This is a genomic window from Pseudomonas sp. B37(2017), from assembly GCF_002112885.1.
Lineage (GTDB): Bacteria > Pseudomonadota > Gammaproteobacteria > Pseudomonadales > Pseudomonadaceae > Aquipseudomonas > Aquipseudomonas paraglycinae.
In genome coordinates this window covers 191,356-208,673 of the sequence record NZ_NEIX01000001.1, presented here as the reverse complement: position 1 = coordinate 208,673, position 17,318 = coordinate 191,356, and the positions used below count along the sequence as shown (strand labels likewise).

At 61.1% G+C, this 17,318-nt stretch carries 18 protein-coding genes; 12 read left to right on the top strand and 6 right to left on the bottom strand.

Going from position 1 to position 17,318, the window contains the following annotated elements:
• Positions 1 to 26 precede the first annotated feature (26 nt).
• The gene (locus tag CAF90_RS01065; protein WP_085602857.1) at positions 27 to 395 is read right to left on the bottom strand and encodes a DUF427 domain-containing protein; all 369 of its coding nucleotides are present in this window, start codon (positions 393 to 395) and stop codon (positions 27 to 29) included.
• Between the two features lie 424 nt (positions 396 to 819).
• On the opposite strand from CAF90_RS01065, the gene CAF90_RS01060 reads away from it, so the two are divergent.
• From CAF90_RS01060 to CAF90_RS01035, 6 genes are read left to right on the top strand one after another with little or no spacing between them, the layout of a single operon-like run.
• Positions 820 to 1,500: a bifunctional 2-polyprenyl-6-hydroxyphenol methylase/3-demethylubiquinol 3-O-methyltransferase UbiG gene (locus CAF90_RS01060; RefSeq protein ID WP_085602855.1), complete on the top strand. Its 681-nt coding sequence runs from the start codon at positions 820 to 822 to the stop codon at positions 1,498 to 1,500.
• A 34-nt stretch (positions 1,501 to 1,534) separates the two neighbouring features.
• Positions 1,535 to 3,076 (top strand): class I adenylate-forming enzyme family protein, encoded by a 1,542-nt coding sequence (locus CAF90_RS01055; protein WP_085602853.1) that lies wholly within the window; start codon positions 1,535 to 1,537, stop codon positions 3,074 to 3,076.
• A 16-nt stretch (positions 3,077 to 3,092) separates the two neighbouring features.
• Positions 3,093 to 4,127 carry a hypothetical protein gene (locus tag CAF90_RS01050; protein WP_085602851.1) on the top strand — a complete coding sequence of 345 codons (1,035 nt, stop codon included), beginning with the start codon at positions 3,093 to 3,095 and terminating at the stop codon, positions 4,125 to 4,127.
• Complete coding sequence (locus CAF90_RS01045) at positions 4,120 to 5,301, top strand: acyl-CoA dehydrogenase family protein (protein ID WP_085602849.1); 1,182 nt, start codon at positions 4,120 to 4,122, stop codon at positions 5,299 to 5,301. Before CAF90_RS01050 ends, CAF90_RS01045 begins: the two co-directional genes overlap by 8 nt.
• A 36-nt stretch (positions 5,302 to 5,337) precedes the next feature.
• A complete protein-coding gene (locus CAF90_RS01040; protein ID WP_085602846.1) occupies positions 5,338 to 5,724 on the top strand; it encodes an ectoine synthase in 387 nt (128 codons plus the stop codon).
• A gap of 45 nt (positions 5,725 to 5,769) precedes the next feature.
• A complete protein-coding gene (locus tag CAF90_RS01035; RefSeq protein WP_085602844.1) occupies positions 5,770 to 6,984 on the top strand; it encodes an MFS transporter in 1,215 nt (404 codons plus the stop codon).
• Between the two features lie 94 nt (positions 6,985 to 7,078).
• On the opposite strand, the gene CAF90_RS01030 is transcribed toward CAF90_RS01035, so the two are convergent.
• Positions 7,079 to 8,485: a serralysin family metalloprotease gene (locus CAF90_RS01030; protein ID WP_085602843.1), complete on the bottom strand. Its 1,407-nt coding sequence runs from the start codon at positions 8,483 to 8,485 to the stop codon at positions 7,079 to 7,081.
• Positions 8,486 to 8,763: 278 nt separating this feature from the next.
• Between CAF90_RS01030 and CAF90_RS01025 the strand changes: the two genes are divergently transcribed.
• Together CAF90_RS01025 and CAF90_RS01020 are read left to right on the top strand one after the other, a co-directional pair.
• Positions 8,764 to 10,707: a DNA topoisomerase III gene (locus tag CAF90_RS01025; RefSeq protein WP_085602841.1), complete on the top strand. Its 1,944-nt coding sequence runs from the start codon at positions 8,764 to 8,766 to the stop codon at positions 10,705 to 10,707.
• A 47-nt stretch (positions 10,708 to 10,754) separates the two neighbouring features.
• Positions 10,755 to 11,258 (top strand): GNAT family N-acetyltransferase, encoded by a 504-nt coding sequence (locus tag CAF90_RS01020; protein WP_085602839.1) that lies wholly within the window; start codon positions 10,755 to 10,757, stop codon positions 11,256 to 11,258.
• A gap of 12 nt (positions 11,259 to 11,270) precedes the next feature.
• Here the strand turns inward: CAF90_RS01020 and CAF90_RS01015 are convergent, their stop codons facing one another.
• Complete coding sequence (locus tag CAF90_RS01015; RefSeq protein WP_052026217.1) at positions 11,271 to 11,642, bottom strand: hypothetical protein; 372 nt, start codon at positions 11,640 to 11,642, stop codon at positions 11,271 to 11,273.
• 127 nt (positions 11,643 to 11,769) lie between these two features.
• Here CAF90_RS01015 and CAF90_RS01010 point away from each other — a divergent pair, with 127 nt between their 5' ends.
• Complete coding sequence (locus tag CAF90_RS01010) at positions 11,770 to 12,099, top strand: hypothetical protein (RefSeq protein ID WP_085602835.1); 330 nt, start codon at positions 11,770 to 11,772, stop codon at positions 12,097 to 12,099.
• Between the two features lie 73 nt (positions 12,100 to 12,172).
• Here the strand turns inward: CAF90_RS01010 and cynR are convergent, their stop codons facing one another.
• Positions 12,173 to 13,051: a transcriptional regulator CynR gene (cynR, locus tag CAF90_RS01005; protein ID WP_085602833.1), complete on the bottom strand. Its 879-nt coding sequence runs from the start codon at positions 13,049 to 13,051 to the stop codon at positions 12,173 to 12,175.
• 120 nt (positions 13,052 to 13,171) lie between these two features.
• On the opposite strand from cynR, the gene cynS reads away from it, so the two are divergent.
• The 3 genes from cynS to CAF90_RS00990 all read left to right on the top strand — a co-directional run bounded on the left by cynS (position 13,172) and on the right by CAF90_RS00990 (position 14,629).
• Positions 13,172 to 13,636, top strand: coding sequence for a cyanase (gene cynS / locus CAF90_RS01000; RefSeq protein WP_085602831.1), 465 nt, complete (start codon positions 13,172 to 13,174; stop codon positions 13,634 to 13,636).
• An 85-nt stretch (positions 13,637 to 13,721) separates the two neighbouring features.
• The gene (locus CAF90_RS00995; protein WP_007950572.1) at positions 13,722 to 13,958 is read left to right on the top strand and encodes a DUF2790 domain-containing protein; all 237 of its coding nucleotides are present in this window, start codon (positions 13,722 to 13,724) and stop codon (positions 13,956 to 13,958) included.
• Between the two features lie 11 nt (positions 13,959 to 13,969).
• A complete protein-coding gene (locus tag CAF90_RS00990; RefSeq protein WP_085602829.1) occupies positions 13,970 to 14,629 on the top strand; it encodes a carbonic anhydrase in 660 nt (219 codons plus the stop codon).
• A 48-nt stretch (positions 14,630 to 14,677) separates the two neighbouring features.
• Here the strand turns inward: CAF90_RS00990 and CAF90_RS00985 are convergent, their stop codons facing one another.
• Together CAF90_RS00985 and glsB are read right to left on the bottom strand one after the other, a co-directional pair.
• Positions 14,678 to 16,180 (bottom strand): aldehyde dehydrogenase family protein, encoded by a 1,503-nt coding sequence (locus tag CAF90_RS00985; protein ID WP_085602827.1) that lies wholly within the window; start codon positions 16,178 to 16,180, stop codon positions 14,678 to 14,680.
• A 69-nt stretch (positions 16,181 to 16,249) separates the two neighbouring features.
• Positions 16,250 to 17,158, bottom strand: a complete 909-nt coding sequence (glsB, locus tag CAF90_RS00980) for a glutaminase B (RefSeq protein ID WP_085602824.1) — start codon at positions 17,156 to 17,158, stop codon at positions 16,250 to 16,252.
• Positions 17,159 to 17,318: the final 160 nt, after the last annotated feature.

Genomic DNA, 17,318 nt, shown 5'->3' with positions numbered 1-17,318 from the left:
CAATGCCCTCGCCACCCTGCGGAATTTCAGACCTCCGCCTCCAGCAATTCAAATTTCACCTGATCGGGATAGAACGCCACGTAGTCCTTGATCTGGCTGACCGAAATCTTCGGATGTTCGTACGTCCACACCGCGTTCGCCCCTTCATGCCCTGGGACTTGCAGACTGAAATAGTTGGCGTCTCCCTTGTACGGGCAGTAGGTGGTGTGGTCGGTGCGGGCGAAGTACTTCTCGTCGATGTCCTCGCGCGGGATGTAGTAGACCGGCGGGTAATTGGCTTCGAGCAGCACCAGTGCTCGGGCCGAGGCGGCGACTTGTATGCCGTGGAATTTCACAAGCAGGCAGCCTGGCTGCTCGGCGATGGTGATGACGGGACTGGGACCGGAAGTTTTCATCGGTTTCTCCTGACTGCGGCGAAGAGAGCGTTTCAGGTATAACCCATGCGGCCGGATCACGCCGGGTTCGCAGCCGAACGGTTTTTGCCGAGCAAATAAAATCGTGATCTGTGGAGACTGTAACTTTGATGGTCACCAACTTGTGACAAAAATAACTCACACCCTGCCGTAGTTCGCCTTGACAGCGCCAGCCACGCGATGGAAATATCCCCTCCGTTATCGAGCAACTTGCAATTTCCGATAACCATGGACGCTCTCAAAAAAATAATGAAATGGAGTTTCAGCATGCCTTGCTTCCGCCAGTTACATTCTCCCTCCTTCATAAATACTTCATATTTCCCGCCCCCAGCCTGATCAATTGATCGCACGCTTTTACCCAGCGCGTTTTCCTGCGTGGCACATCTATCGATGCCAGAGAATAACTATGAAAGTAGTGAACAGTTCCGTCCTGAAAGAATGGTATGACAGGGAATACAGTGCTTGCGACAACGGCACCCTGTTCGGTGAGTTGCGCGATGAGTTCAAACAATTTCTGGCCAGTCTACCCGACGGCCCGGGCTGCGCACTGGAATTGGGTTGCGGCGACGGTCGCAACCTCACGGCCCTTGCCCGCAAGGGCTACAGCCTCAGCGGTGTCGACATGGTCGACAGCACGATTCAGAGTCGCAGGCACAATCCGTGGTTACGCGAGCTCGACTTTCAGCAGGCGGACATCCTCGACTATGACCCCGCCCCTGCAACTTACGATGTACTCGTCTGTTCCGAGGTGTTGCACTTCTTCAATCAGGAAGAACTTCGCATCGTGATGCCCAAGATCATCAGCGCTGTAAAACCAGGCGGTTATATATTTCTCGATCTGTTATCCGACCTGACTCGTTACTTCCAGGCAAGCGGTGAGCCTTTCATCTGGGACAAGGAAGCCGGATTATCCATTCAAGACAGCGAAGGTTTCTTTGATGCCTGGCTGGGTGATTTTGATATTTACGCCTTCAATAAGTTTTTCGATAAACAGAGTTGGCCATTGAGCAACTCTGAAAACTTGCCGATCGACCCTTACACCTGGCAAGGCACCTATGTTTCGGTGTGCGCAAGAAAACGCCATTAACTCCCCGAAGTTGTGCTTGAAAGGATATTGAGCCATGCAACTTTTTCATCAGGTCATCGCCGATAACGCCCGCCAATACCCGACCAAACCGGCCATTGTTCTGGATGGCGCCGCGACCTCTTATCAGCAACTGCAGCAACGAGCGGACGCCATCGCCACTCTGCTACCGAACCTGGGAGTCGCCCCGGGCGAACGCGTTGGACTGTATTCGGCCATCTCCGTCGATCTGATCGCCGTCTACCTCGGGGTGCTTCAAGCCGGGGCGATCACTGCCGCCACCCATCACACGTTGAGTCGCGCAAAGCTGATTCATCAGCTCAAGCATTCGGGCGCCCGGGTGCTGATCACCGATTGCACCGACGACCTGCCCGGACTGATCGAGTCCGCCGGACTGGACCTGGTCCTGCTGACCGTTCCCGCCCCCGACGCTACACCAAAGATCATCCCGCTGGCCGATGCCCTTACCGCGCACCAAGCACAAAATACCTCGGTCACCGCCCCACTGGAGGCGCATCCGGAACGTCCCACCTCGATCTTCTATACCTCGGGTTCGACCTTCAATCCCAAAGGCGTGCTGGTCAATCACCGGATCATGCTGGCGGCCTCCCGCCGGGTGACCACTTACCTGCAGAACACCCCCGACGACCGCATCCTCAGCTACTCGACGCTAGCCTCCGACTACGGCGTCTACAACGTGATGATGCCGCTGTTCGCCGGCGCCACCAGCGTCATCGAAAGTCGTCCCGCCAGCAGCGCCGAAGATGTCCTCAGGGTAGTCGAGCGCGAATCCGTCACCGCCATGCACGTGTTTCCCCCGGTGTTTTTCCTGCTGGCCAATACCGGCTCGCAGTGGCAGACAAGGGTTCCGAGGCTGCGCTATATCTCCAGCAGCGGTCAGGCCCTGCACACCCGGCATATCCAGCGGATCCGCCAGGCACTGCCGCAAGTCCAAATCTTTTCCAACTACGGGCTCACCGAGTGCAAGCGCGTCAGTTACCTTCCCCCTGAAGAGATCGACCGCCGCCCGACGTCGGTGGGCAAACCCCTGCCCGGCGTCAGCCTGTATCTGGTCGACGAACAGGGTAGGGCCATCGACGAACCTGGGCAGGTCGGCGAACTGTTGGTGACCAGTGACTACCTGATGCTTGAGTACTGGAACATGCCCGAGGCCAATGCAAAGGCCTTCGTCCACGATGTGTTCGGCCATTCGCGGTTGTACCGCACCGGCGATCTGTTCAAACGAGACGCGGACGGTTACCTCTACTACGTGGCGCGCAAGGATGACGTGTTCGCGCGCAACATCTGGAACGTCAACCCGCGGGAAATCGAGCAGTGCCTGGCCTCGCATCCGGCCGTCGCCGAAGTGCTGGTGGTACCGGTCGCCGACGAATCCGCCGGGCACGTACCCAAGGCCTGCATCGTACTTGACATCGACCATCGCGAGACCAGCGAACAGGCCCTGCTCGATTACTGCAAGACCCGCCTGGACTGGCACATGGTGCCGACCCAGTGCGTATTTCTCGAAGCCTTGCCGAAAACCGACTCGGGCAAGTTCACCGCCAAAGGACTGATCTGACAGCAGGAGCTACCCCATGAACACTTGTCCGCAGCCGCCACTGGATGACATCAGTCTGGACCGGAACCTGCAACAAAGCGCCATGCTGAAACTGGCCGGGCACTTCCACAGTCTGGCCACGGGCGCCAGTCAGGTGCCCTTGCAGTCTCTGCACAGCCACTTGACGTCGGAGATCAAAGACCCACAGATCCTCGACTACCACGATCGTCTGATCAAAGGTGCGGGTCCTTTGTTCTCGCACTTTCTGGCCAGCGTGCCGTACATCCTCGAAGAACTGTCGAGGATCGGCGTGGCCCTGACCCACCTGGCCCGCTCCAACACCCGAAGCGCCGACCAGACCTTCAGCCTGTTCGAGGTGGACGCTTTCGATGGCAGCAATGGCCGTGCGCTGGCCGGCCACTCGCAGGGCCTGATCCGCAGCTTCACCTCTTCGCCCAACCAGGCCAACCGGATTTCGTTCGATCGGCATGCAGACCCTGCACTGTCGCTGTTCTATCCGCAATCGGTCTTCAAAGTCAGCCCGGCCCTGCTGCAAAGCCCCGAATACGAACGCTTCGCCCAGGGATTCGATTTCATTTATGAAATGGCCGCGTTCCAGTTCTATACCCGCGATCGCGAGCGGCAAATCGCCCATATCAAGCAGTTTCTCAAGCCTGGGGGTCTGGTGTTTTTCCTGGAGAAGCTCAACCACCCCGACCCGCAGGAATACCTGCGGCGCGAGCAGATTAAGGACGAGGTGTTCAAGACCCGCTACTTCAGCGAGGAAGAGATCCGCTGGAAACGCCAGCAAATGCTCGAGCAGATGCAGAACGGTCAGGTCACCCTGGAGGAACTGGTCAGTGCCCTCTCGGGCCGTTTCAAGCACGTCCACTTGCTGTGGAGCAGCAGCAATTTCTGCGAATTCGTCGCCTCGGACGATCAGGAACAAATAGAACGCTTCCTTGGTCTGCTGGGCCCGGTGATACAACCCGCAGCGTTCTGTTTTGAAGGGGCGCGCCTTGGCAACCTGTCAGCGCCCCACGACGCTGCCGCGGAGTCAGGCGATGATTGATTGCACCGGACAAGCGTTCTACCACGCCGCATCACCTACCCTGTGCCAACGGGCCGTGGAGCACCTTCCGGCCTGGCGCGAACGCGCAGCGGCGGCGGAAAAAAACCGCCGTTTGAGCAGCAGCACCTTCAGCGAACTGTTCGCCGGCGACTGGCTGGACCTGCTCTCGCCACGTGCACCGGTCACCCGCAGTGGGCACTGGCCAACGCTTGTGGAAAGCGCGCGCATCGCCGCCAGAGCCTGTGCCTCCACGGGCTGGATGCTGGCGCTGGTGGGCGGCCACGCCTGCATTGCCCGGCGCCTGCCACCGACCTGTCAGGATCAGTTGTACGCCGAGGGCCCCCGGCAATTGTTCGCCTCGGCATCCGCCAGCGCCGACAGCCGGTTATCGTGGGAGGCCGGCGGTATTCGGGTCAACGGGCGATGGCGCTTCAGCTCGGGTATCGAAGACGCCACCTGGATGATGCTCAATGCCCCCTGCCCGAATCACCCGGAGGCCGAACAGGCCCCGCGCTTCCTGCTGCTGGTTGCTGCGAATGAAGTTCAGCGGCTCGACAGTTGGGACAGCTGTGGCATGGCGGCGACCGGTTCCCACGATGTACTGACCCACCAGTTACTGGTGCCCCACGAACGGGTGTTCGCCCTGCACGAGGTGTTTGCCCGGCATCCGCCTTCGTCCGCCACCGACTACATCGACCATGCGCCGTTGGTGCCCTACCTCACGACCTCGATCATTGGCCCGCTGCTGGGTTGCGCCGAAGGTGCCCATGCCGCGTATGTGGCGGCGCTCGCCGGATCGGCCCTGGCGAGCGATCCACGGACCGCCGAGCAGACAGCTCACTCGGCGGCGCAGTTGTACAGCGCCGGGCTGTTGTATGAATCGCTGGTTTCCCGACTGCATGAAGCAGGTATTCAGGATCGCCCACTGGACGCCGGGCAGGTGTTACAGCTCAAGCGCGACCGGGCCTATCTGGCACAGCAATGCGTGCAAGCGGTACGGCGTCTGGTGGAACGGCTCGGCGCCTCGTCGCTGGTGGCCGGCAACCCGCTCCAGCGTCACTGGCGAGATGTCCAGGCCATCGCCGCGCACCGCGATCTGGTCTGGAGCGACGCAATGCTGGCTTGGGGCGAGGCCCTCCTGCGCGCCACCAATGCCGGCGCCGAACCGGCCTGACCGTTTTTCACTATCGACTTTCTCAGAGAGGCTCACATGTTCATTCGCAACAAATCCGAAGTAGAAAAAACCCCGTACTTCGTCGAATGGGGCGCCGGCACCAGCCATCGCCTGCTCACCGAACGCGATGCCATGGGTTTTACCCTGTGTCACACCGTGGTCCGCGCCGGCACCGAATCGCTGTTGCACTATCGCAATCATCTGGAGGCGTGTTATTGCATTGCCGGGGAAGGCGAAGTCGAAGATATGCAGGGAAATATCTACCCGATTCGGCCTGGCGATGTGTATGTGCTCGACCAGCACGATCGCCATTATCTACGCGGGGGCAAGGAACAGGATCTGATTCTGGTCAGCGTGTTCAACCCGCCCCTGCGTGGCGACGAGCGACATAACCTCAACGACAGCTCGGGCTCGGCTTACTGATGTTGCGGCAGCCCCGCCAGGCCGCCCACCCACAGGAGTGTCATCATGCGTAAGGATTACCTGGCTTTTTTCATCTCGCTGTTCCTGTCGCGGCTGGCGGATCAGATCCTGTTGTTCATCGTGCCGTTGGTGGTATTCCAGACCACCAACAGCGCGTCCTGGGCGGGGCTCGCATTCTTCGTCGAGTCGCTGCCGCGCTTTCTCGCGTTTCCGCTGTGCGGGGCCCTGTGCGACAAGTTCTCGCCCATCAGAATCCTGCACATCAGTCAGGTCTACCGGGCGCTGCTCTGCGTGCTGGCAGTAGGGCTTTATGCCGTCTTCGGCGGTATCGCATGGCTGGTGGTGCTGTCAGCGCTGTGCGGCGTGCTGACGACTCAGGGCATCATGGCCCGCGAAGTGCTGATGCCGCATATCTTCCAACACTACAGCTACACCAAAACCCTTTCCTACTCGCAGATAGCCGACCAGACCGGACTGGTTCTGGGGCCCTTGGTGGCGGCATTGCTGCTGGAGGTTTCGGCCTGGCACTGGGTGGTGCTGTGGGTGGCCGGACTGTTCCTGCTGGCCGACCTCAGCATGCTGGTGTGGCAACGTTTCAGCCGTATCACCCTGGAGGTGTTCGAGCAGCATCAGGACATCTGGCTGCAGCCTCTGCGCATCGCTTTCAGGCATATCCGCGAACTGGCGGAGCTGAAAAAGATCATCACCCTGGCAGTCGGGGTCAACCTGATTGTCGGGGTCACCCTGGCCACTTCGGCGGCCATGGTGCTCGGTCAATACAGCGCCGGCAAGGACGACTACGCCGTGCTGCAAGCGGCTGGCGCGGTGACCACCATCGTGATTCTGTTTTTCCTCGCCCGGGTGGTATTGCCCTTGCGCGTACTGGGTGGCGTTGCCTATTCGATGCTCGCCGCCGGCGCCTTCATCAGCGCCCTGAGCCCGAACCTGGCGGGTTATGTGCTGGGTTTCCTGCTGATCGTCGGCTTCGACAAGATGTTCAACGTTTACATGCGCAGCATTCGCCAGCGAGTCATTCCCCCTCAGGACTTCGGCAAGACCGTGGGCGTGATCACCCTGCTCAACAACTTGTCGCAACCGCTGGCCGGTCTGCTGGTCGCACTGCTCGCCGCGCCATTGGGGACGCAACGTGTGATTCTGATTCTGGCCGTGCTGGCGACGCTGCTGGGCGTGGCGGCTCTCTGGTGGTTTGCCAGAGTACGTAATGCCCACGCCACGTCGATCCTCGAGACCGAGCAGTAACGGATTTCACTGTCGTAGAGCGATGTCCGAAAACAAAAAAACCGCAGCCTGCGAAGGACTGCGGTTTTTTCGTTTCAGATTTTCCGTTTTCAGATCAGGCGACGATATCGGTCGCCACGGCCTGCCCTACCACACCCACGGCGAAGTCCACCGAACCCTGGCCTGTAAGGTCAATCATCAGGCTGGTCTGGTTGGTCTGTTCGAAGTAAGTGAGGATCGCATCGCCCGCGCGCCCGGTGAAACCGCTGACGAAATTCAGCGTGGCCGCGCCGGTGGCGAAGCCGGCGATGCCCGACAGGTCGATCTTGTCCAGGCCGCTGGTGAAATCCATGATCCAGTCCGGCGCGGTCATGGTCGAGTCGCTGGCCGCGCCGAACACGAAGGTGTCCGCGCCTTCACCGCCCCACAGCGAATCACCGCCGCCACCGCCGTAAATGATGTCGTTACCCGCGCCACCAATCAGGTCGTTGGCCGCTGCGTTGCCGATCAGCAGGTCATTGGCCGAACCGCCAATGGCGTTTTCCACGGTCACGCCGTGGGCGATGGACACGTTGCCCACCAGACCGCCAACATCGGAGAACGAGCCTTCGTTGAGGTTGATCTTCTGGTTCTGGCTGAAGCCTGAGAAATCCAGCGTGTCGTTGCCGCCGCCGTCCCATACCGAGAACACCACTTTGGAGGAGTTCGAGGTGGCGCTGTAGAAGTCGCGATCGGCGTTGGAGTTGAAGCCGTACACGGTGTTGTCGGCACGGGTTTCGAAGTTGGCGCCGTAGAGTTTCTGCACGGCGACGATGTCGTCCATCAACGGTGCCGAGGCGTAGGCACCGCTGCCGTCCTTGCTGAAGTTCTGGTCGGTGTTGGCCTCGCTCCAGTAGCTCATCAGGCTGTAGCCACGGGTGTCTTCGGCGTATTTGGCGTCACCGTAGGTCGGGTTGCCGTTGCCGGCGTTGTAGGCGCCCGGGTGCGACAGGCCAAGGGTGTGGCCGATTTCGTGGGTCAGGGTCTGACGCCCGTAGTTGTTGGTGTCCGGAGTCTTGTTGACCTGGTATTGATCGTTGATCAGGTACCACGATTGGCCGTCGTAGCTGCTGCCCTGTGGCAGGTAGGCGAACGCTGCGCCGCCGGTGCTGACGTCGTAGTTGCCGAAGGTCATGTGACCGTCGCCACCCTTGCCTTCGGTGAAGGTGACATTGGCCACGTCCGACCACGATTGCATCGCCAGCACGGCCTGTGCTTTCTGCTGGGCGCTGAACTCGCTGAAGTTGCCGAGTTTCGGGTTGTAGTTCGACGGTTTGTCGGTCAGGAACGTGTAGGTCAGATCAATTTTGCCGTCGGCATTCTTGTCCTGCCACGACATGCCCTTGCGCAGGATTTCGTCGGCGGCCTGGTCGGCGGTGAACGACGGTTTGCCGTTGACGGTCCCGGTGCCACGGTCATACAGGTGGCTGAAGGTGTCGACGGCGGTAAAGGCGCTGCTGGCCTGGGAGGAAGGTTGAGACATGGTGTACGTCCTTGTTTCTGAAGAGTCAGTGTCAGACAGAAAAACGGCGATCTTCTGGCGAGATCGTCCTGTCACTCGCCCTGTTAGGCAGATTGAACCTGCCACAGCCGCCAACGGGGGCGCTAATCAATTTCTCGATAGCGTCCCGGATTGCCCCGACGCGGGCTGTCATGACCGGCAATCCTTTTATCTGTATATCCATACAGATAAAAGTTGCCCGATCGCCCGACTCAGGCCATCCTGTGCGCCTCTTCGGGCAATGATCGACGACGGTGGTTATGCGGCTGTACCTCTGTGAAAAACCCTCCCAGGCCAAGGATATTGCGGCCGTACTCGGCGCAAAGCGTCGGGGCGACGGCTGCTGGCTGGGAACGGACGTCACGGTGACTTGGTGCATCGGCCACCTGCTGGAAACCGCCCCGCCGGACGCCTACGACGCCAAATACAAGCGCTGGGTGCTGGCGGACCTGCCGATCATCCCGGACAAATGGAAAATGACCGTCAAGCCGCGTACTGCCAGCCAGTACAAAGCGGTCAAGCGCCTGCTCGGCGAGGCCAGCGAACTGATCATCGCCACCGACGCCGACCGCGAGGGCGAGATGATCGCCCGGGAGCTGGTGGAGCATTGCCGCTATCGCGGGCCGATCCGCCGCTTGTGGCTGTCGGCGCTGGACGAAGCCTCGATTCGCAAGGCGTTGGCGGCGCTCAAGCCGGGCGCCGAAACCTTCAGCCTGTATCACTCGGCACTGGGGCGCTCGCGGGCGGATTGGCTGATCGGGATGAACATGAGTCGACTGTTCACCCTGCTTGGCCGGCAATCCGGCTATCAAGGCGTGCTGCCGGTGGGCCGCGTGCAGACGCCGACGTTGCGGCTGGTGGTGGATCGCGACCGCAGCATCGCCGATTTCGTGCCGGTGGCGTACTGGGCCATCGATGTGCAACTGCTGCACAACGGCACAGCGTTCACCGCGCAATGGCGTGCACCGGGCGATGCTTGTGATGATCAGGATCGCTGCCTCAATCAGGCCCTCGCTCAGCAAGCGGCCGCTGCAATCAGCAGCGCTGCCAGCGCCCGAGTGGTCAAACTGCGCACCGAGCGCATGCGCGAAGTGGCACCCCTGCCCTTCGATCTGGGCACCTTGCAGGAAGTCTGCTCGAAGAAGCTCGGCCTCGGCGCCCAGGAAACCCTCGACATCGCCCAGGCCCTGTACGAAACCTACAAAGTCATCACCTACCCGCGCAGCGATTGCGGCTACCTGCCCCTGAGCCAGCACAGCGAGGCGCCGGGGATTCTCGCGGCGTTGCGTCAGGCCGACCCTAGCCTCGAAGCGCTACGCGAGCATCTGGAGCCGCAACGCCGCTCCCGCGCCTGGAACGACGCCAAGGTCAGCGCTCACCACGGCATCATCCCGACCGCTGCCGCGAAAAATCTCGAACGCCTGACCGGCAAGCACCGCGCGGTCTACACGCTGATTCGCGCGCGGTATCTGGCGCAGTTCCTGCCCAATCACGAATACGACCGCACCCAGGCCGATTTCGATTGCGCCGGGGAAGCCTTGCGCGCGGTTGGCAAGCAGATCATCGAACCGGGCTGGAAACGCGCGTTGCCCGAAGCGCTGGCACCGGCCAAGGGTCGTGAAGCGCCGGCCCCGCAAACCTTGCCGACGTTCACCCAAGGCGCCGAGTGCGCAATCGCAGACGTGAAACTCAAGGACCTGTGGACGCAGCCGCCCAAGCCCTACACCGAAGGCGACCTGATCAAGGCGATGAAGAACGTCGCCAAACTGGTGGAAGATCCGCTGCTCAAGCAGAAACTCAAGGACACCACCGGCATCGGCACCGAAGCCACCCGCGCCTCGATCATTCAAGGGTTGCTGGATCGTGGTTATCTGGTGAAGAACGGCAAGGCGCTGTCCGCCACACCTGCCGCGTTCAGCCTGATCGACGCCGTGCCGCGCGCAATTGCCGACCCCGGCACCACAGCGATCTGGGAGCAGGCGCTGGACATGGTGCAAAGCGGCGAGATGAGTCTTGAAGAGTTCGTCACCAAACAGGCCGCGTGGATGAGCAAGCAAGTGACCCGCTGCGCCGGGCTGAGCCTGACCATCAGCGGCCCGCCGCCCGCCGGCAAGGCCGCTGCGCCGTGGAAGAACAAACGCAAGACCACCCGGCGTAAAACCACCGGAACCAGCAAACGCTCGGCGAAACCGGCAGCCAAATAGCCCGCCGCACGCTACTGTTTCTGCAGTGATGGTCAGGAGTCAGCGGCATGTCTGTCATCGAACTGCGCGTCGCCCGGCGCGACGAACTGGACACCCTCGAAAACCTGATGCAGTTCTACACCTATGACTTCAGCGAGTGGCTCCCGCTGAAGCTCGGCGGGCATGGGTTCTTCCCGATCCAGTTGAAAGACGGTTACTGGCGCCAGCCGGCGACGCGACCATTCCTGATTCACGTCGACGGCGAACTGGCGGGATTCGTGACCGTGGATGACCACCTCCTCATCGAAGGCGCCGACTACAACATCGGCTACTTCTTCGTCAGCCGACGCTGGCGTGGCCAAGGCGTCGCGCAGTTTGTCGCCTCTGCCCTCTTGAGCCATTTGCCCGGTCGATGGCAGATTTTCCATGTCGACGCCAACCTGCCTGCACAGCGGTTCTGGGCCCGGCTCACCCCCGAGCTGAGCGGCGGCGACTTTACCCGCCAGACCAAAACAGTGGACGGCTATCCCTGCACGTTTTACTGCCTGCGCAGCCTTTCTCCCGCTGCCTGAACGCCGCTTTTTTCATTCCAGAATGACTTTGTCCGACAATATGTAGTGACCAAAAATAATCACTACAAAACCGTTGACGGCGTCGTTTTGCTTTTGCATGATGCAGACGTCTCCCCGATCGGGAGCACTGGCAACACGCTTGAGCAAGCTCGTCTGACCGCCGAGCTGTTTTTTCCGGATACACGCTGCCCACAAGGCAGATTGAAGAAGCTGACCTGGCCTGAACGTCCAGTACAAGGACGAGAAGCGCTGGCGAAAATTCTCAAGACGCTTGTGGTCGACCCTGAAAACGTCGTCAAGGAGCCTTCCGGTTTTCGCTGCTTCTCCTCGTTGTGACGCTATTGCGTAGCAGTTATTCAACACGACTACATGCAACAGACGCATGACCCCGTACTTCATACGGGCGACCGCTGACGTCCTGGTTTCGGTGCCAGGGATCAACTAACCGATGGGCTACCTGTATTAGCGAATCAACTTTGAAAGATCACCAGACTGGTCAAGGGGCAATATCATGAATCTGAACAATCAACCTACTATCGAAGAACTGGCTCGTATGTTCGCTGCGCAAAAAGACAGCCACGACAGCCATATTCTGTGGATCAGCAAGTCGGGTCAGGTCCATATCGACTGCCTGTCGCCCCATGCTGGTGAAGAAGAGTTCGACCGGAACAACCAGAACCTGCTGGCCCGCCTGAAGATGTACCGCCGCGGCCACGGCTATGTCGGCAAGAAAGCCGCGGCCGACAAGGACTTCATCGGTAATGTTCTGCAAACGCTGAAACAGGCGTGGGACTCGATGCAGAACAAGAACGAAGTTCGGGTGATTGATCGGTTCTACTGAGTTCTGACTTCAATAAACAAAAGGGCCTGCTTCCGATAAGGAGCAGGCCCTTTTTATTGCTTGCAAACAATGCTCATGAACGGGTTTCCAGCACCATCTCCATGAACGCCACCGATGCCGCACTGTGATAGTTATTCTGGCGCCGCAACAACGCCGCTCCCCGCTGCGGCGCCTCGCTCTCGACACGCAACCGGCGCAACGCGCGATCCTCGGTCGCAATCGCCTCCGGCAACATGGTCGCAATCGGCGCATGCCGGATTACTTCCAGCAACGTACTCACCGAGTTCACCTCGATCTGCACCTTGGGCGTGATGCCGTGCTGGCGGAAGTATTCGTCGATCGACAGGCGAGTGAAAAAGTCCGGCGCCAGCAAGGCGAAATCCAGTTGCGCAATGTCATCCGGCGTCAGCACCGAAGCGCTGTCATACAACGGATGCTCACGCCCGACCATCACCCCCAACGTCTCGACAAACGCCGGAATGCACTCAATGTCCGGATTGCGCACCGGCGTGAAGGCAATCGCAATATCCAGCGAGTCATCCGCCAGCCCGGCCTCGATGTCGTCCATCGACAGCTCGAAAATCTCCAGGTGAATCCCCGGATACCGCGCCACGTAGTCGCGCACCAACGGCCCCACCAGGTACGCCATGAACGTCGGCGTCATGGCCAGCCGCAGTGAGCCTCGGGACAGATCTTTCACGTCATGCAACGCGCGCTTGCCCGCCTCCAGCTCCACCAGCACCCGTCGCGCGCATTCGATATAGGCCTCCCCGGCGTCAGTCGGTTTCACCGAGCGCGAGGTGCGGTCGAACAGATCCACCCCGAGGCTTTCCTCCAGTTGGCGGATCTGTTGCGACAGGGTCGGCTGCGAAACGTGCAGCGCCTCGGCCGCCCGGGTGAAGCCGCCGTGATCGGCCACGGCCAACAGGTATCGCAAATGTCGCAGCAGCATGGGACGCTCCATCTATAGGCAGTGCTTATGCTTTGCATTGTATATCGGTCTTGGACGCTATGGATCAATCGGCAGAAGATGAATCCCACACAGCAAGCCAACCCCGAAAGGAGAAGCACCATGCAATCCCAAGCCTACAACGACAGCCGCATCGCTCTGACCACCCGCGCCCTGGATGCCAAGGCACAGAAAAACCTGTCGTGGCAGGATCTGGCCGACGGCACCGGCCTGAGCCTGGCTTACGTCACCGCCGCCCTCCTCGGCCAGCATCCACTGCCGAAAGCCGCTGCCGAAGTGGTCGGCGACAAGCTTGAGCTGAGCGCCGAAGACGTCGCCGCCCTGCAGATCATCCCGCTGCGCGGCAGCCTCGACGGTGTGCCGACCGACCCGACCATCTATCGCTTCCACGAGATGGTCCAGATCTACGGCACCACGCTGAAAGCACTGGTTCACGAGCAGTTCGGCGACGGCATCATCAGCGCGATCAACTTCAAACTCGACATCAAGAAAGTCGAAGACCCTGAAGGCGGTTCCCGCGCCGTGGTCACCCTCGACGGCAAGTTCCTCCCGCTGCGTCCGTTCTGATCCATCCCGGGCCCGCACCCCGCGTACGGGCCCCTCCAAAACCTGAATTGCCAAGTCGTCACCACATCTGTCTGGAGGCTGCCCCATGCAAAAAATTCTGTTGACCCTGGCCCTGCTCGCCGGCCTTGCCGCCCAGGCCCAGGCTGATGAAGAGGCCGTCGCCTATCGCTACGGCATGTCTCTGGATATCGCTGAAGTCGTGAGCATCACCCCGGTTGCCGACGTCTGCGGCGTAGTGCCGGTCGAGATGACTTACCTCGACAGCCACGGCGCAAAACACATTCTTCAATACAGCGAATTCGGCTCCGGCTGTTCGAACTGAGAGGACACACCATGAGAAACCTGATCGAAGGCTTCCTGAAGTTCCAGAACGAGGCGTTTCCACAACGCACCGAACTGTTCAAACACCTGGCGACTACCCAAACCCCGGGCACCTTGTTCATCACCTGCTCCGACAGCCGCGTCGTCCCGGAACTGCTGACCCAGCAAGAACCCGGCGAGCTGTTCGTGATCCGCAACGCCGGCAATATCGTGCCGTCCTACAGCCCGCATCCGGGCGGGGTTTCAGCGACGGTGGAATACGCGGTAGCCGTGCTCGGCGTGACCGACATCGTGATCTGCGGCCACTCCGATTGCGGCGCGATGACCGCCATCGCCCAGTGCAAATGCATGGATCACCTGCCCGCCGTCAGCGGCTGGCTGCAACACGCCGAGTCGGCGAAAGTGGTCAACGAATCGCGGCCGCACGCCAATGACGCAGCGAAGCTGAGTTCGATGGTGCGGGAAAACGTGATCGCGCAACTGGCGAACATCCAGACTCACCCGAGCGTGCGCCTGGCCCAGGAGAAAGGCCTGCTGAATCTGCATGGCTGGGTGTACGACATCGAGACCGGCTCGATCGACGCGCTGAGTGCCGACCGCCGTACCTTCGTCTCGCTGGCCGAGCAACCGTCGACGTGCGCGGTGTACGGTCAGGCAGTCGATGCTGCTTGAAAACACAACGCCGCGCCCGTCATTGCGACGGGCGCGGCGTTGTTCTGTTCAGCGTTTTACGCTCAGATCGATTTGCGTCATGCGGCTGCGTACGGTGAACACACCGTCGCCGGAAAGAATCGCACTGCGGGCAAACAACCGGCCACTTTCCCAGTTCGAAAGGCCCAGTTCCGGCTTGTTCAGCGCGTACTGGCCATCGACCCAACGGGTGATGCCGTTACCCACGAACGGCGCGTTGACCGCGCTGTAGAAACGCTCCTGAACCGCCGCATCTTCGCTGATCAACGACACGGTGAACTGCGGGCTGTAGCGATTGAACAGCGCGATGGCCTGATCCAGATCGTCGACGATCATCAGGCTGGCTTCCGGGGTTTCTTCCCATTCCCACTCGCGGCCCAATTGCGCTTCCGGCAAGGGTTCGGCCAGGGCTTCGGTCTGGTAACCCTCGGCCCGATAGACCTCGACCGTCGCGTTCTGCCAGTCGCTCGGCAGGTAGCTTTCGCTGCCTTCGACGATGTGCAGTTTGCAGCCCTGACCGCGCGCGGTACCGGCTTGCTGCAAGGCGTCGAGGAACAGCGGCACCAGTTCGGCGGCGCGGTCGCGCTGGATCAGGCAGACGTTCAGCGTGTTGCAAACCTTGCGGTCCAGCGAGTTGCGCACCACAGCGGCAAAGCGCTTGGCGTCGGCATCGCGATCAGCAATCAGCCACGCGCCGCCGGTGCCGTGCAGGCTGACGGCGGTGCCGGCCTGTTGGGCGATGCTGCCCAACTGGCTGACCGCACGGCCCGAACCACGGGCCACCGCCAGCGACAGACGCCGGTCGGCGAACATCGCCCAACCGGCGGCGTGGTTGACGCTCTCCACCAGCGACACCGCACCCGCCGGCAGACCGGCATCGGCCAGCGCCGGGTTCAAGGCGTGAGTGACAATGGCTTGCGCGGTGCCCAGCGCATCGCTGCCAATGCGCAGCACGGCGGTGTTGCCGGTGCGCAATACACCGGCGGCGTCGGCGAAGACGTTTGGCCGGCCTTCGAACACGAATGCGACGATGCCCAGCGGCGACACCACCTGCTCGACCTTCCAGCCGTCATGCTCGACGCTGCTGATCACTTTGCCACGGGTGGCCGGCGCATCACGCCAGGCGCGCAGGCCGGCGATCATGTCGCGGCGCATGCGCTCGTCGGCGAGCAAACGGGTAGTGGAACGACCGCGAGCCTTGGCTCGTTCGATGTCGGCGAGGTTGGCGGTTTCGATCAGCGCCCAGGCGTCCGGGTTTTCCAGACGTTGCGCGAACAGATCAAAGAAGCGGCTGATGGCCTCATCCGGCACAGCGGACAACGCAGTAAACGCCGCCGCTGCACGCTCGATCGCCACCGATGCGGCCTGCTGATCCACCACCGGAATCAGCAACAGCTCGCCGCTCACCTGCTCCACCAGCAGGTGGTCGCCGGGTCGGAAACGCTCGGCCAGTTCGGGGCTGACCACGGTGACGCGGTTACCGGCGAAAGGGATAGGCGTGCCAGCGACGAGACGTTCGAGCGCGAGAGACATGGAGCGGATTCACCATATTGAGGGCGGCCGGAAAATGTATAGGTTGGCCTCCCTCAAAGCAACACGGCCTCAGAATACCGACCAGCCAATCCGCGAACTGAGCATTTCCAGCGCCGCCATCCCTGCCAGCGAATTGCCCGCCGTGTTCAGTTCCGGCGACCACACGCACACAGTGAACTGCCCCGGCACCACCGCAACGATACCGCCACCGACGCCGCTCTTGCCGGGCAGGCCGACGCGGTAGGCAAAGTTGCCGGCCTCGTCGTAGAGACCACTGGTGGCCATGATCGAGTTGACTTGCTGGGTCTGGCGGCGAGTAAGTATCTGCTCGCCGCTGTGCTTGCAGAAACCGTCGTTGGCCAGGAAACAGAAGGCCCGGGCCAGGTCGATGCAGTTCATGCGCAACGCGCAGTGGCTGAAGTAGCTGCGCAGCACCGCCTCAACGTCGTTGTGGAAGTTGCCGAAGGATTGCATCAGGTACGCCATCGCCGCGTTGCGCGCGCGATGCTGGTATTCGGAATCGGCGACCTTGCCGTCGACCATCACCTGCGGGTTGCCCGACAACCGTCGCACGAAATCGCGCATCGACAATGCCGGTGCCGCAAAGCGCGACTGGTTGATGTCGCAGATCACCAGCGCCCCGGCATTGATGAACGGATTGCGCGGGCGGCCACGCTCGAATTCCAACTGCACCAGCGAGTTGAAAGGCTGGCCGGACGGCTCGTGGCCCAGGCGCTCCCAGATCGCCTCGCCGGAATGTTCGATGGCCTGCACCAGGCTGAACACCTTGGAAATACTCTGCACCGAGAACAGCGTCTCGGCGTCACCGGCGCAATACATCTCGCCGTCGTTGCCATACACGGCGATGCCCAGTTGATTGGCCGGCACGGTGCCGAGGGCGGGAATGTAGTCAGCCACCTTGCCCTGCCCGATCAGGGGCCGGACAGCGTCAAGGATCTCGTTCAACAGCGCTTGCATGCCGGGTTCCGAAGTCTCGCCCCATGGGATTGCGGGGACACCGTGGCTAGACGCTGCGCCCGGCAATCGAATCACACCGGGTCTGTGTATCGCAGTGTGTACGGCCCGCTACCCGACACATCCCGCGCACAAATCCGGCCCTTCGCGACACATCAGCGAT